General features: G+C 28.6%; 16 protein-coding genes. 1 reads left to right on the top strand and 15 read right to left on the bottom strand.

Translation table 11 applies throughout. The annotated features are described in order from the left end of the window. Positions 1-1926, bottom strand: a complete 1926-nt coding sequence (locus IC758_RS04490) for an aconitate hydratase (RefSeq protein ID WP_227855408.1) — start codon at positions 1924-1926, stop codon at positions 1-3. A gap of 24 nt (positions 1927-1950) precedes the next feature. After that, the gene (gene nifV / locus IC758_RS04485; RefSeq protein WP_227433357.1) at positions 1951-3144 is read right to left on the bottom strand and encodes a homocitrate synthase; all 1194 of its coding nucleotides are present in this window, start codon (positions 3142-3144) and stop codon (positions 1951-1953) included. Between the two features lie 445 nt (positions 3145-3589). Here nifV and IC758_RS04480 point away from each other — a divergent pair, with 445 nt between their 5' ends. Further along, the gene (locus IC758_RS04480) at positions 3590-4717 is read left to right on the top strand and encodes a DEAD/DEAH box helicase (RefSeq protein WP_227863168.1); all 1128 of its coding nucleotides are present in this window, start codon (positions 3590-3592) and stop codon (positions 4715-4717) included. A gap of 294 nt (positions 4718-5011) precedes the next feature. Here IC758_RS04480 and IC758_RS04475 read toward each other — a convergent pair whose 3' ends face one another. The 13 genes from IC758_RS04475 to IC758_RS04420 all read right to left on the bottom strand — a co-directional run bounded on the left by IC758_RS04475 (position 5012) and on the right by IC758_RS04420 (position 16029). Beyond that, complete coding sequence (locus IC758_RS04475) at positions 5012-6202, bottom strand: hypothetical protein (RefSeq protein WP_227482974.1); 1191 nt, start codon at positions 6200-6202, stop codon at positions 5012-5014. Positions 6203-6848: 646 nt separating this feature from the next. After that, positions 6849-7664 (bottom strand): MBL fold metallo-hydrolase, encoded by an 816-nt coding sequence (locus IC758_RS04470; protein ID WP_227824745.1) that lies wholly within the window; start codon positions 7662-7664, stop codon positions 6849-6851. A 177-nt stretch (positions 7665-7841) separates the two neighbouring features. Then, the gene (locus IC758_RS04465; RefSeq protein ID WP_227433361.1) at positions 7842-9293 is read right to left on the bottom strand and encodes a glutamate synthase-related protein; all 1452 of its coding nucleotides are present in this window, start codon (positions 9291-9293) and stop codon (positions 7842-7844) included. A gap of 133 nt (positions 9294-9426) precedes the next feature. Next, positions 9427-9813, bottom strand: a complete 387-nt coding sequence (locus IC758_RS04460) for a desulfoferrodoxin family protein (protein ID WP_227433362.1) — start codon at positions 9811-9813, stop codon at positions 9427-9429. A 37-nt stretch (positions 9814-9850) separates the two neighbouring features. Continuing rightward, entirely contained in the window at positions 9851-10240 is a 390-nt protein-coding gene (locus IC758_RS04455) for a Fur family transcriptional regulator (protein ID WP_227433363.1), read from the bottom strand. Positions 10241-10271: 31 nt separating this feature from the next. Further along, positions 10272-10808: a rubrerythrin gene (gene rbr, locus IC758_RS04450; RefSeq protein ID WP_227433364.1), complete on the bottom strand. Its 537-nt coding sequence runs from the start codon at positions 10806-10808 to the stop codon at positions 10272-10274. Positions 10809-10914: 106 nt separating this feature from the next. Next, complete coding sequence (locus tag IC758_RS21190; RefSeq protein WP_413926630.1) at positions 10915-11055, bottom strand: [Fe-Fe] hydrogenase large subunit C-terminal domain-containing protein; 141 nt, start codon at positions 11053-11055, stop codon at positions 10915-10917. Then, complete coding sequence (locus tag IC758_RS04445; protein ID WP_413926625.1) at positions 11010-11174, bottom strand: [Fe-Fe] hydrogenase large subunit C-terminal domain-containing protein; 165 nt, start codon at positions 11172-11174, stop codon at positions 11010-11012. The genes IC758_RS21190 and IC758_RS04445 overlap by 46 nt, the downstream gene beginning before the upstream one ends. A gap of 183 nt (positions 11175-11357) precedes the next feature. After that, on the bottom strand, positions 11358-11660 hold the full coding sequence (locus tag IC758_RS04440) for a PTS sugar transporter subunit IIBC (protein WP_227433365.1): 303 nt from the start codon (positions 11658-11660) through the stop codon (positions 11358-11360). 21 nt (positions 11661-11681) lie between these two features. Then, the gene (locus IC758_RS04435) at positions 11682-12092 is read right to left on the bottom strand and encodes a universal stress protein (RefSeq protein ID WP_227433366.1); all 411 of its coding nucleotides are present in this window, start codon (positions 12090-12092) and stop codon (positions 11682-11684) included. A gap of 205 nt (positions 12093-12297) precedes the next feature. After that, positions 12298-14226 carry an EAL domain-containing protein gene (locus IC758_RS04430; protein WP_227433367.1) on the bottom strand — a complete coding sequence of 643 codons (1929 nt, stop codon included), beginning with the start codon at positions 14224-14226 and terminating at the stop codon, positions 12298-12300. 189 nt (positions 14227-14415) lie between these two features. Continuing rightward, positions 14416-14904, bottom strand: coding sequence for a flavodoxin family protein (locus IC758_RS04425; RefSeq protein ID WP_227433368.1), 489 nt, complete (start codon positions 14902-14904; stop codon positions 14416-14418). A 114-nt stretch (positions 14905-15018) separates the two neighbouring features. Further along, positions 15019-16029 carry a DUF4116 domain-containing protein gene (locus IC758_RS04420; protein ID WP_227433369.1) on the bottom strand — a complete coding sequence of 337 codons (1011 nt, stop codon included), beginning with the start codon at positions 16027-16029 and terminating at the stop codon, positions 15019-15021. Between the last annotated feature and the right edge of the window lie 204 nt (positions 16030-16233).

Here is a 16233-nt window from a genome sequence, read left to right as displayed (position 1 = left end):
TTAATTAGCTTGATTCTTAGTGTAATTTAATTTTCCACCTGCTTTTAATACATCAACTTCTTTTGCTGATAATTCGACTTTAACTTTGAAAGAAGTTCCTTTACTTATATTCTTAACCTCTAAAACACCGCTATCTAAATTATCTAAAATATTTGGTATTTCCAGATTATCTAAAAGAGATAAATTTTCATAATCTTTTTCATCACAAAACTCCATTGGAATTATTCCACTGTTTATTAAATTGGCTTTGTGTATTCTTGCAAAACTTTTTACTATTACTCCTTTAACACCAAGATATAATGGTGCTAAAGCAGCGTGTTCTCTGCTTGAACCTTGTCCATAGTTGTCTCCACCAATTATAAATCCACCATTATTATCTTTTGCTCTTTGAGGAAACTCTGTATCCACAGTATTAAAACAATAGTTTGCAAGATATGGTATGTTACTTCTAAAAGGAAGTAACTTGGCATTTGATGGCATTATATGGTCAGTAGTTATATTATCTTCTGTCTTTAATATTACGTTTCCACTTATAGACTCACTTAGTTCTGTGTTAAGAGGGAAAGGTTTTATATTAGGACCTCTAACTACTTCTACATCACTTCCTACATCAGAAGGCTTTATTATCATACTATCATCTATTAAAAATTCACTTACATCTAAGTTTTCAAATTTAACATCAAATTCTCTTGGGTCTGTAAGTTCTCCTTTTATAGCACTTACTGCTGCTACTTCTGGGCTCACTAAATATACTTGTGCTGATAGAGTTCCACTTCTTCCATAGAAGTTTCTATTGAAAGTTCTTAAGGATACAGAATCAGTTCCTGGAGATTGCCCCATACCTATACATGGCCCACAAGAGTTTTCTAATATTCTAGCTCCAGCACTTATTATATCTCCTAAAGCTCCATTTCTAGCTATCATTTCCATAACCTGTCTTGAGCCTGGTGCTATTACCAAACTTACATTCTTATGAACTTTGTTTCCTTTTAAGATTTGAGCTACTTTCATTAAGTCTTCATAAGAAGAATTTGTACAGCTTCCTATCGCAACTTGGTCTATTTTTATCTTTCCTATATTTTCAACTTCATCTACATTATCTGGACTATGAGGCTTTGCAGCTAATGGTTTTAATTCATCTAAGTTTATAGTAATCTCTTCATCATAAACTGCATCTGAATCAGGTTTTAGTTCCATCCATGCATCTTCTCTTCCTTGACTCTTAAAAAACTCTAATGTTTTTTCATCACTTGGGAATATTGAAGTAGTTGCTCCAAGTTCAGCTCCCATGTTTGTTATTGTGGCTCTTTGTGGAACAGATAGATTTTTAACTCCTTCTCCTCCATATTCGTAGACTTTACCTACGCCACCTTTTACAGTTTGTTTTCTCAACACTTCTAATATTATATCTTTTGAAGATACCATATTATTTAATTTTCCAACTAAGTTTACCTTACAGACGATTGGTGCTTTTATATAGTATGCTCCTCCTGCCATAGCTAGAGCAACATCCAATCCCCCAGCACCAATAGCCATCATACCAACACCACCAGCAGTAGGCGTGTGACTATCAGAACCCAAAAGTGTATCTCCTGGTGTTGAAAATCTTTCTAAAAATACTTGATGGCAGATACCATTTCCTGGTTTAGAAAAATAAACACCGTATTTGTCAGCTACTGTTTGTATATATTTATGGTCATCTGCATTTTCAAATCCTTGTTGTAACATATTATGGTCTACAAATGCAACACTTCTTTTTGTTTTTACTTTATCTATGCCCATAGCTTCTAATTGAAGATATGTCATTGTTCCAGTGGAATCTTGTGTTAAGGTCTGGTCTATTTTTATCCCAATTGAATTGCCAGCAACAGCCTCTCCATCCACTATATGTTTTTTGATTATTTTATAAACTATATTATCTCCCATACTTTCCTCCTAAACAATTATATCTTAAATATATGAACCTCTAACTGCTTCTTCTTCTGTTGTACCTTTTTCATGTGCTAGTATATCACAATATAATTGAAGAATCTCTTTATCCATCAAACTTCTTTTCAATCTTATAGATGTAGCTCTTATTGCATTTAATAATTTGGTAGCGTTTTCTGGAGAAATATACATTTCATATTCACTCAATTTATTTATTACTGCTGCTCTTCCTGAATGCTTTCCTATTACTATTTTTCTTTCAAGATTTACTTCACTTGGGTCAAATGGTTCATAGTTATGTGGGTCTTTTAATGCTCCATCAGCATGTATACCAGATTCATGTATAAACATATTATCTCCAACTACTGGTTTCCATGTAGGAAGTATTCTTCCTGATGCTTGTGACACATATTCACATATTCCTCTAAATTTTCTAGTATCTACGTTATTTAAATCACATTTATAGATGCATTTAAGTGCCATTAAAACTTCTTCTAATGCTGCATTTCCAGCTCTTTCGCCTAAGCCATTAACTGTAACTCCAACATAATTTGCTCCTGCTGCTAATCCTGCAAGTGCATTTGCAGTTGCCATACCAAAATCATTATGTGTATGCATTTCTATGTCAAAATTAGTTCTTTCGTAAAGAGTTTCTATTGCATTTTTTATAGAAAAAGGATTCATAACTCCTACTGTATCACAATATCTAAATCTATCTGCTCCTGCTTGCTTTCCAACATTTATAAACTCAGTTAAGAAGTCGATATCCGCTCTTGAAGCATCTTCTCCATTTACTGAAACATATAATCCGTTTTTCTTTGCAAATTCAACTGTCTTAGCCATATTCTCTAAAACCCAACCTCTAGAAGTTCTAAGTTTATTTTCTATATGAATATCAGATACTGATATTGATATGGCTACTGCATCAACACCACAAGAAATAGATTCTTCAACATCTTTTATCACTGCTCTATTCCAAGCCATTATATCTGCTTTTAAATTTCTATTACATATGTGCTTTATTACATTTTTTTCGTCTCCACCCATAGTAGGTATACCAACTTCAATTTGGTCAACACCTAAATCACTTAACATTTCAGCAATCATTATTTTTTCTCTATTCGCAAATACAACCCCAGCTGTTTGTTCCCCATCTCTTAAAGTAGTATCTACTATTTTGATTTCCTTTGCTCTATCTTTTGATATAATGCACATATTAATGCCCCCCTTAGTATACATTTAGTTTTAATAATATTAGGTCTTATCTTTCAGTGATGTCTCTAACTTTTGATTATTTTTTTATTTTTTATTCATTTTAATTTCATTTGCAATTTATTTTTTTAGCTTTTCATATCTTGTAATCTATTATATTACTTTATATTAATTATTGCACTATATTTTTTCCTTTTTGTGAAAACTTCTTAAAAATGAAAGTTATTATGTTTTTCTTGCATTTTAATTTAATTTATAAATAGATTTATTTTCAAAAAACCTTTTAAAATAAACCTCTAAAATTCTAGCTAAAATCCAATTTAATCTACACTATATTTTAAGAGTTATACACTATATTTTTAAACTATATAAATAATAATCGAAAAAATTACTAAAAATACTTACAAATATGATATTATTAATTGATTAATAAAATAGAAAATTTTTCATGAAAGGTAAGATAATAATGGATTTTAAGAGCTTAGGAATTAGCGAAAATACTATAAATATTATAAAAACATCAGGAATAACAACACCTACACCTATACAAAAAGAAAGTATCCCCTTAATAAAATCAGGAAAAGATGTCATAGCCGAAGCGCAGACTGGGACAGGTAAAACACTGGCTTTCCTGCTTCCGATATTTGAGAATATATCATTAGATGTAGATGATATACAAGTACTTGTACTGTCTCCAACTAGAGAACTTGCTATTCAAATAACAGAAGAAGCTATAAAACTTAAAGAATCTAAGGATATAAATATTCTAGCAGCTTATGGTGGAAAAGACATTGGCTCTCAGATAAAAAAACTAAAAGGAAATATTCATATGATTATAGCTACACCAGGTAGACTTCTAGACCACTTAAATAGAAAAACAATTGACCTTAGCAAATTAAAAACTTTTGTTTTAGATGAAGCAGACCAAATGTTGCTTATGGGATTTAAAAATGAAGTTGAAGCTATTTTAAAAGAAACTTCAAATAAAAAACAGACATTATGCTTTTCTGCAACTATGGATTCTCAAGTTAAAAAATTAGCTTATAGATATACAAAAAATCCTGTTGTTGTTTCTATTGAAAAAGAAGAAATTACTCTTACTAATATAAAGCAGGAAGTAGTAGAAACTACAGATAGAAAGAAATTAGATGCTTTATGCAGTGTTTTAAATGAAGACAATCCTTTTATGGCTATAATATTCTGTAGAACTAAAAGAAGAGTTGACAACCTTGAAGAGGCTCTTGCTATACGAGGATATAATTGTCAAAAGTTGCATAGTGATATTGCACAATCAAAGCGAGAAAGAATAATGAAATCATTTAGAAATTTAGAAATACAATATTTAATAGCCACAGATGTAGCTTCTCGAGGTCTTGATATATCTGGAGTAAGTCACATATATAATTACGATTTACCAGAAACGCCTGAAGACTATATTCATCGTATTGGTAGAACTGGTAGAGCTGGAGAACAGGGTTATACTTGTGCTTTTATTGACCCTAAAAATGAGAGAATGTTAAGTGAAATTGAAACAGCTATAGAATCTAAAATTAATAGAAGAATTATAGAATTATAATATATAAGGCAACTATCAAATAATAAAACATATTTTCAATATTTATTGTATAAATAAAGACAGTATAAATAAAAATTGAATAAAGTCATAAATAAAAATGTATGCGTACTTATCCTATATAAATTCACATACATTTTTATATTTTACTTTATTTTCATATCATTTCATTTTAATAATATTGTTAACATCATTTTAAATTTTTTCTGCTATTAATATTATATTAATTTTTCACTTAAATCATCATTAATGAATCTTTTCTAGACCATCTTTTTATACTTAAACTACTAATTTATACTATAAATTCTCAACATTCTCATCTAAATCAGCTGGCCACTTAGCCTCTGGATGTTCTTTGGCAAATTTCTTATTCTTATAGTGACCTAATGTTAGAAAAGGTATAACTATAGTGAATAGACCAAGATAGCCACAATACCCATATCCATACTTAACTATGTTACTTAACCCTGTCAAAGATATAAGCATTGATACTACCATTATTGCACATGCTGTAAATACTCTTCTTTTCATTTTTGAAGAAAGGAAAGAAAGTGCTTTATGGTCTTCAAATCTATTTACAAGACCAAATATTGTAGTTACTCCTGTAGACATCAAACAAAGGAATAGTGCTACATTATAAATTATGTATATAGTGTTATTTCCAGATTGACCTGCAACATAAAGAGTAGGAAGAGTTGTTTGCCCAGCAGCAGTAAATTCTCTATACCATCCCATTAACATAGTTACAGCAAGCCCCAACGCAACTGCATTCATAACAAATGAAACTAGCATTGCTTTAGTAGCTTCTTTGGAATTTTTAAGAAGTGGTCTTGAACAGCTTGCAAGTGTAGGTATAACAACTGATTGGAATCCTGCATAAATAAGAGTATTAAGTATTGGCTTAAAGTATCCAGGTGTGAAGCTCGTTTTATTTGAAAATATTTCAGATATTTCTGGTACCTTAGCTTTTATACCCACTATGAAAATAGTAAGAGTACATACTAATATAGCTATTGTCATTGCTGTTGCTGCTTTAGATACAAGCATAGCTCCAAATATAGTAAAAACAAGAAGTACAATTCCGATAATAAAGACAGCTATAAAATAATTAATTCCTATACTTTGGAAAACTGCTGCTGCACCTGCTATAACAGCACTTACAGCTATTAAAACCATTAAATAATAATATATCTCCCATATTATTTCAAGCTTTGGATATGGATTCCAAAGTTCACAAAATAAGTCCTTATAATTCTTACAATTATTATTATTATACATTATAATAACTTCTCTCATAGTGGCAGTAAGTATAATCATTGCTAAAATTGCCATGAGTGGTGCAATCCATCCATATTGCACATAATACTGTGTTTCTTGATTACCTGTAGCAAACCCTCCACCTGCATGCGAACTAAAAAGAACACTTGCAACTCCAAATATAGCTAGAATAGAGCCTGTTGCTTTTGCTTTTTTTACATTTTTTTGCATAAAATCATCCCCTCTAGAAATAATAGTAAAAATTTATAATTTAACATACATTTGACAAAAGAATAACATTTTTGTCAAGTTAATTCAACCGTAATTTTTCTAAAAATTTACAATTTTAATTTTTTTATTTCTAATTAGGTAAATTTTATATATTTATTTTATTATTATGAATTAATAATATTTTTATATCCTGTTATTTTATATGAAATCGTTTTTACAGTGTTAAATTTTTTACAAATCAATTTCTATAATTAGAAAATACTTAACATACCTATAATGGTCATAATTATTTATTACTGTATTTGCGTTCTTATTGAAATCATTAAGATTTATATATAAAAATAAATTTATATTTAAAATAATATTGTATTTAGATAAACTAATTTAATTTATTTCTCTTATATCATTATTATTAATACATGATATAATTATCTACTAATGAAAATACTAAATAATTAAAAATAACTCTTCTTTCAACAAATTAATACTATACATTTCTATTTATCTTAAAATAAATACATAATATAAAAAAGATACTTTCTTTTAGAAAGTATCTTTTTGCTTTTAATTTATACACCTGTAGTTGTTGTTAATTCCCTTAATTTTTTTAAATAAAATTTATTTTTCCAAACTCATTATTAATATACTATATATTTATGGTTAATCCTACTCCAACTTCATTTACATTTAACATTTCATTCATCTTGGCTTTTACCTTAAAAGAAACACAGTGACAAGGATACAACATTTTTATTTCTTCTTTTTTTAAATATTGAATAGTACTATCTAGTCTATCATCCAATTCAAAAAGATGAAAACCACCCAAGATTCCAGCAATTCTATCATCACCACATAATTTTTTGGCATACTCCACTATATTACAAATTCCACTATGAGAACATCCTGTAACAATAAAAACACCTTTATCGGTCTTACATGCTATAGCTGAATCATCTAAAACATAATCATCCTCCCATAAATCTTCTGATTTATATTTTCCTATTTTAGCTCTTTTTTCAAAATTATTTACAGATGGAATCTCTCCTAAGAATATACAATTTTCACTTATCTTAAAAGGTTTGTTAGTTGGTTCATACATAAAAGTATTTCTAACTTTCTCAATAGAAAATGGTGCTCCTATATTATCCTCCCCACATTTTTTAGGTTCAAAACAATTAGGGTGTGCTATAAGTTTAACTTTAGATAAATCATATTTATTTTCTAAAAATTGAATACCCCTTGTATGGTCATTATGTCCATGAGAAAAAATAATATGAGTCAAGTCACCTAAATCTATATCCATTTTTTCAGCATTTGATATAAATATTTCTGAATATCCTGCATCAAATAAAATTCTATTTCCATCAATTTCAATATAGTAACTAACTGCTGGTTCTCCAACAAAGTATCTATCAATATATGTATTATTATCAACGAGAACTTGTATCTGCATTTTTTCCATACTAATCACTCCTTAAATTGTTGTTTAGTTTAATAGTACGATATTACAAGGTATTTTACAATTTAATCTCTCCAATTTTCACATTAAAAAAGAGAATTCTATAATATAAAATTCTCTTTTTATAAAATCTATTTTCTTTTATAAACTCATATTTTTAAATATTTTTCTTTATAAAATTTATACATGTTGTATATTCGTATAATTTGATATTTCAGAGTTAACTGTATATAAATCATCAACGCTCAAATCATGTATATCTTTATGACCAGAAATTCTAGCAAAAGTCTTAAGTTCTTCTAGACTAACATTTAAGAAATTTGCCACTCTATTTGCACTATTTTCTATATGTAATCTTTTTCTTAACTCCTCATCTTGAGTAGCTACTCCTACAGGACACTTACCAGAACCACATATACGATATTGTTGACACGCTGCTGCCATAAGTGCAGAACTAGCAATAGCAATTGCATCAGCTCCCATAGCTATAGCCTTAGCAAAGTCAGTAGATATACGAAGCCCACCTGTTATAACTAAATCTATATCTAATCCATGTGTATCTATGTATTTTCTAGCACGATAAAGAGCAAATATTGTTGGAACTGAAGTTGCATCCTTAAGTAACTTTGGACTTGCTCCAGTAGCTCCACCACGTCCATCAATAGTCATAAAATCAGGTTTAGCATAAGCTATAAATTCCATATCTCTCTCAATGTGCCCTGCTGAAATTTTAATACCAATTGGACGTCCTTCTGAAACTTCTCTAAGTTCATCTACAAGTTTCTTTAAGTCTTCTTTTGATTGTATTTCTTCAAAACAAGATGGACTTATAACATCTTGCCCCACAGGTTTATTTCTAACTTTTGCAATTTCTTCAGTTACTTTTTCACCAGGAAGATGACCTCCCATTCCAGGCTTTGTTCCCTGACCAATTTTTATCTCTATAGCATCAGAATTTTTAAGATTTTCTTCAGTTACACTATATTTATTTGGTACATATTCAAAAATATACTTATATGAAGCTTCCTTTTCTTCTGGTAATATACCACCTTCACCACTACACATAGCTGTTTTATTTTTAGCTGCACCTTTTGCTAAAGCTATTTTTAACTCTTTAGACAAAGCACCAAATGACATGTGAGAAATATAAACTGGATTTTCTATTACCATAGGCTTTTTTGCTTTTTTTCCTATTATCGTTGTTGTATTTACTTCATCATGTTCATTTAGCGGTAATGGATTTAATTGAGCTCCCATAATTAAAATATCATCCCAAGAAATTACTGGTAGTTTAGTTTTCATAGGCTCTATTATAGACTTTCCTGTAACAGCCATTTCATGAATTATATCCATATGTTGTTCAACTTCATCATCTCTTCTTAAATATGTATTTAAATAATTTAAATCGCCTGTTTTTTCACTACTCACATCAGATTTTTCTTGAACAGATGCTTCTATTTTATTTTCTTTCTTTTCTTCACCTTCAAAATACACTGTACTTATTTTTCCAAAATAACTACGACCCTTTGTACATACAGGACATGTCCAGTCTTCACTTAACTCATCCCATGTTTTATCATTTTTAGATTCATCATAAATATATCCACAAACACTACATTTATAAATTGACATATTATTTTCTCCTTATACGCTATTAATCTCAAAATAAATTAAGATTTGAGATTATATAAATTTATAGGAGGCTATTTTTATAGAAATAAATTTCTATTTTTTAGCCTCCTTTTTAATTCAGTTTATTTAAATATTACAATTCAGCTTTCCATAATCCATGTAAATTACAATAAGCATATGCAGATATTACTTTATCGTCATCATTCAAAGCAAATTTAACTACAGGTTCTCCATCTACTGCTAGACATTTACGTTGACCACCTTGTTCAGTCATAAGATACACCCATGCTATATGATGTTCTTTAGTCATTGGATGAGCAACACTACTCACTTTAACAGTAACATTATTTCCATCTACTTCAATCACAGGCACATGTTTTTCAACTGCTGCATCTGTTGTATTAGGAACAAGCTCTTTCATAGGCTTTCCACAACAGAAAACAGGAACACCTGCACTGTGTATCATCCCTATAAGATTACCACAAGTCTCACATATAAAAAATCTTTTTTCACTACACATAAACTCACCTCATTAATTATTTTTAGAATTTGAAAAGTTAACCTACTTGACTACACTTTCTACAATTATTACAAATCCCTTTAAAACTTATGTTATAAGATGTTATTTTTATGTCTGTTTCTTCTGATATTGATTCTTTTAAATTGCTAAGAATTTCAGATTCTAAATCGTACACCTCTCCACATACTTCACATATAATATGATAGTGATTTTCTATTCTACCATCAAATCTATCTGGATTTCCTGGAATACTAACTTTTTTTATAAAACCATGTTCTGTTAGCTGAGCTAAATTTCTATACACAGTCCCTAAGCTTAAACTCGGATTATCTTTTTTTAGACTTTCATACAAACAATCAGCAGTAGGATGAACTGGATTATTTAATATTTCATTTAAAATCAGTTCTCTTTGTTTAGAAAATTTCATAGTTAACATTCCTTTTTAATTATAATAATTTTTAATAGTTTTCAGCTTTTATATTGAAATAAGCTTTTGGATGGTCACATACAGGGCATTTTTCTGGTGCTTCAGTACCTACATACACATGACCACAGTTTTGACATTGCCAAACAACTTCTTCTTCTCTTTTAAATATTTTTCCTTCATTTAGGTTTTCTAAAAGTTTTAAGTATCTTTCTTCATGTTCTTTTTCTATTCTTCCAACAGCTTCAAATAAATAAGCTATTTTGTCAAATCCTTCTTCTCTAGCTTCTTTAGCAAATGTTGCATACATGTCAGTCCACTCATAATTTTCACCTGCTGCTGCATCTTTTAAATTTTCTTCTGTTGAAGGCATTCCATCATGTAAAAGTTTAAACCATAGTTTTGCATGTTCTTTTTCATTGTTAGCAGTTTCCTCAAATATAGCAGCTATTTGATTGTAACCTTCTTTTTTAGCTTTTGATGCATAGTATGTATATTTATTTCTTGCTTCTGATTCCCCTGCAAATCCTGCCATTAAATTCTTTTCTGTTTTAGTTCCTTTTAAGTTCATAATTAATTCCTCCCTTTTTAATAATAGTAATGATTACTATTTCTATATTTATATAGTATATTAATTTCCACATTTTGTCAACTATATATAATATTATTTTTTTTATTTAAATATTCTCATTTTCTAATATATTATTTAACATATAATTTTTAGAGTTATATTCTGTATATAAATTTGGTATCAGTTCTGGATAAAATGTTTCTACAAACTTAACCCAAACTGGACAGCAACTTGTAAATTTAGTGATTTATCATTCTTTGTTATAAGCTCTATTAATTCAGATGCTTCTTCCATAATGGTTAAATCAGCTGAAAATGTAGTATCAAATACATAATCTGCCCCTAATTTTCTTAAAGCAGAAACCATCTTTTCTTCAACATATATTCATCCCTAAGTATTGCAGGATTGTCCTTTTCAATAGGAATTCTAACTTCAGTAAATGAGTGTTTCATCTAAATATTGTCTAATAACAAATATAATTTAATCCTCAATATTAAAAAAGCTTCAAGTAAATACTATTTACTTGAAGCTTTTCCTATATTTTTAAGATTAATTTAAATCTATTAAAATTTCATTTACTATAGATTTTGCATCACTTATTATATATTTTGGTTCGACCTCATAAAACTCCCTATCTATAAATCTATCAATCTTTTCTATACCCTCTATAGAATCACTTGTAACAAATAACACTATAGATGCATCTTCTATATCATACATAGAAAGTTCATTTTTTATACTTCCATCGTTTTGAATTTCATAAACTAAGTCAAACCCTAAAATATTTGCAGCTTCTTTAAGAGAATTTGAACTTTTTTCACTTTCACAAACTGCTGCTATTTTTTTATTCATATTTCAGATACCTCACTAATTCTACTCCGGTACAATCATTACTATACACTTTGCTTGTTTAACTACACTTGCTGTTACTGAACCTATCATTCTTGTTAGACCTTTTTTAGTAGATTTTGTCATAACTATAATATCTACATTATCTTCTTTTGCTTTTCTAATTATTTCATCTCCTGGATAACCAAAAGTAAAATGAACTTTAACATCATACTCTCCCATTATCTCTGCTGCTCTGTCCAGGATTCGTCTTCCTAAGTTCTCAGAATTCTTTATCTCTTCAGCTAGGGATATGCCATCAATAAATACTAGTTCTTTTACATTCATTATTTCCACTTCGACTTCATCTTTTTTGAATATTCCTTGTATAAATTCCAAAGAATGCATACTTCTTTCTGTTCCATCAATTGGTACTAATATTTTCTTTTTATTCATGTCACATCTTCCTTTCTTACGTTAGAATAATTAAGTAAAATATATATTTTAAGCTATAAAAATATATAATAAATCTTTACTCTAGGAATTAATATTAAATATTAATAATATATATAATAATTTTAATATTTATTATTGTGTTAATTTTATAATATTTAGCTAATAGTGTCAATGAACAAAATTGTAATTAAAAAAATAAAGGGTATTAAACTGTAAAAGCATTTTCTCTCAACAAATCCCTTAAAATTTCCTCTGGAACAGGTTTAGAAAAATAATACCCTTGTAAATATTCACAATTCATAGACTTTAAATCTTTAGCGTATTCAATGGTTTCAACACCTTCTGCTACAGCTTTCATATTTAATTTATTTATAAGAGATATAATAGTTTCAACTGTGAGTTTATGCTTACTATCTTCATTCATAGACCAAATCAGACTCTTATCTAACTTAATTACTGAAAATGGTAAGGAAAGCATATTAGTAACTCCAGAATAACCTATCCCAAAATCGTCAAGTGCAAATTTAACCCCTAAAGTAATTAATTTTTCCATTGTCTCTCTAATTATATTAAATGAACCTGATGCCACAGTTTCTGTAATTTCAAGTTTAAATTTATTTGGTGACACTTTGTATTTTTTCATAATATCAAACAAATCATCAGCCAAATTCTTTTGCATGCATTGTACTACAGAAAGATTGACAGCTATGGTATCTAACTTTAAATCTTCAAAATCATCACTAGCTATAAATTTACATACCTTCTCAAAAACCACTAACCCAATTGAATTAATAAGACCTGTCTGCTCTGCAATTGGTATAAATTCATCTGGTGGTATAAACCCTAACTCTTTATGTTCTAGCCTAATCAAAGCCTCTGCTAAAGCAAATCTATCTTTACTAGTAGAAAATATAGGCTGATAATATACATCAAAGCCATCATTTTCTAGAGCTTCTTTCAAACAATTTTTTATTATATGTTTTTTCTTTATCTTTTCACTTATAGATGCATCTGCATAAATAACTTGTCTTGATTCAGAGCGTTTTGCTTCATGTATAGAGAAATCAATTGCAACTATAACATCTTCTGTCGTTTCAGCATTTTCTGGAAAAGAAACAACTGCAATACTAGTTGATAAGTTAAAACTTATCTCTTCTATTAGCCATGCTTTTTTAAATCTTTCTTCTATCTGTTTAGTAATTTTCTCTGGAGATATACCTAACTGGCTATTAACAACAATAGAAAATATATCTCCTCCTATTCTATACACATGATTTACATCATGAATATGAATCAAATATTTACCAACCTCTTTTAATGCAATATCTCCATTTTTAGTTCCAAAGGTTTCATTCATAAATTTGAAATCATCAAGAGCAATTGTAATGATAAATCCTGATTGTTCAGTATTTATATTTAAATCTAGTTCTTGAATAAAGGATTGTCTATTAAGTACACCAGTAAGGTCATCAATGATAAGACCTCTATTCTGCATGGAGAGATATGTCAAGAGCAAACTACATGCACATGCTGTTCCTGTAAGAAGATACTGTAAAAAAATTGCCTGCAAAATAATTGCTATAATTGAAACTATGAGAAAACCTCTAATAGCCCATATTTTAGATTCATGCATTGCTTTTTTGTATTTAAAAGATAAAAATGCCGAATATATTGCATAAAAGAAAAATGATAAAAAAGTTGCAGCATATCCATAACCACGTACATAACCTGTTTCTTTTGACAGTCCAAATAAAATGTGTGTAAAAGGATTAGTTATAGATAGAATCATACAAATTATAAGTGGTATAGATAAAAATAAAAGCTTTTTTTTCATATATCTAATATCTTGATAAATAATAGCCATGACATAAAATAATACAAGAGCCGCTGGTATTGGCAATAAAAATAAATATATTTGATTCAATGAAGCAGTTAAAAAAATTGGAAGTTTGTCTATATTATTTAGACAAAGTGAGCCTAAAACATTTGAAATTATGAATAAAAATGAACAAATTAAAAGTGCACAATATATTTTATTTTGTAAAGTAGGTATAAATTTACTTTTAAAAAAGTATACCATCAAAAAAATAACTATAATTGCAGAAAAAATTTCATATTCTATATGCCATACCATAAACTTACCTCACTATTATCGTTTAATTTTATCTATTTTATTTAATATAATATGTTTACAATCATATTATAATTCATATTGATAGCATATTGAGTAATTTTATGGAAAATTTTTATTTGTATACAATTTTTACCTTAAATCCCCATTAAAACATTAAACTTATTTCAAGCATTGTTATGTATATAGAAATTAAGCAAATAATTCTTTTGCTTTTGTAGCAATTCTTTCTCCAAATATTACAGCTTTTTCGTCTTGTATTTCTGGTCCTTCAATTGAATGTACATGTCCTAAATGTATAAATGGTTTTCCTAAAGAGCCACCTCCAGAGTACACAAGCATTCCCTTAACCATTAAATGCCCTACTATAGTAAGAATTGCTACATCAGGACCTCCACAGACATAGTCACATGTAGCAAAAACTGCTCCCAACTTGCCAGCTAGGTTTATCTTTTTTGAATCCTCATCAAACCATTTTTTTACTTCCCAAGTTGTATTAGCTAAATATGTTGGTGTTCCAAATATTACTGCTTTACTTTCATTTAAATACTCTGTATCAATACTATCTAATCTCATAAGTCTAACTTCTATTCCGTCTACCTTTTTAGCACCATCTTCTATTAACTTAGCTACCCTTTCTGTGTTTCCACTTCTTGTTTGATACAATATTGTAATTTTCAATTTCAATCCCTCCTTAATGTGTAATAAAAATAATTTATTATATGTCAAATTATAGCACTTATTTTACTATCCTACAAAGAACTATCCAATTATTATTTAATTAACTATTTTATATTAAAAAATCCCCAAACTCACCTTTAACTTATTTATTTCAATCTCAACTATATCTGATATATCTTCAAAAGACATGCCTCTATCATGAAGTTTTCCTGCAATTTTGATTTTTGCATTTTCTTCTCCTTTTTTAATCAAAGCTCTATTTTCTTTTTCTATTACATTTCTAACGTATCTTTTTGCAAATGGCTCATTGCCATCGCATAAAACTTTATATTTTTCTTTATCTCCTTTGACAAAACTAAGAGCTCTTTTATCTTGTTTAACAGCCTCTGTGCAAATTTCTTCTGTTTGTTCTTTCACAAATTTTAGAGCCATTCCATATTGTCTCACTGCTTTCAAGCATATTCCAACAGTCTGTTCCTTTACAAATTCTAAAGCCATACCGTTTTGTCTTACAGCTCTTAGACATATTGTTTCTGTCTGATTTTTTACAAACTTCAAATCAAGCCCATTTTGTCTTACTGCTTCCATACATATTTCTTCTGTCTGATTTTCCACCCATTTTAGGTTATAACTACATTGTTTAACTGCTTCCATACATATTTTATCTGTTTGATTTTTTACCCTTGCTAATCCAAATTCACTATTTCTAACTGCTTCTATACATATTTCTTCTGTTTGCTCTTTTACAAATGCTAAAGCTGTACCATTTTTTTCAACAGCTCTTAAACATAATTCTTCTGTCTGATTTTCTATATATTTTAATGCTGTTCCATCTTGACTAAGTGCTAACATACATATTTCTTCTGTTGGATCTTCAACAAATTCTAACATTCTCCAATCTTGCTTGACTGCTTCTATACATATTTTTTCTGTTTGATTATCAACACACTTTATTGCATTACAATTTTGTTTAACAGCCTCCAGACATATCTTTTCTGTTTGATTTTTTATGTATATTAAATTTAATCCATTTTGCTTTACTATTTCTAAATACTCATCTTCTGTTTTATTGTCAAAGTCATCATTATCTATTGATTCAAATATATCATTTTTATTCTCTTGCATATTTTAAGTTCACTCCTTATAAATTTTATAAAATTCAATAAATTTACTATCATTTTTATTTTATCAAATAATATAAGAATTTTTCAGTCTTGTTTTTTTTTATAAAATCATTTGTGTGTTAAAAAATAAATTATTTGCTTTAATTCCAGTATACAATACCCAAAATATGTGGTATATTTTAACTATAATATATTTTTATATATT

Source organism: Clostridioides sp. ES-W-0016-02 (genome assembly GCF_020641035.1).
Lineage (GTDB): Bacteria > Bacillota > Clostridia > Peptostreptococcales > Peptostreptococcaceae > Clostridioides.
This window is presented reverse-complemented; position numbering and strand designations above follow the sequence as displayed.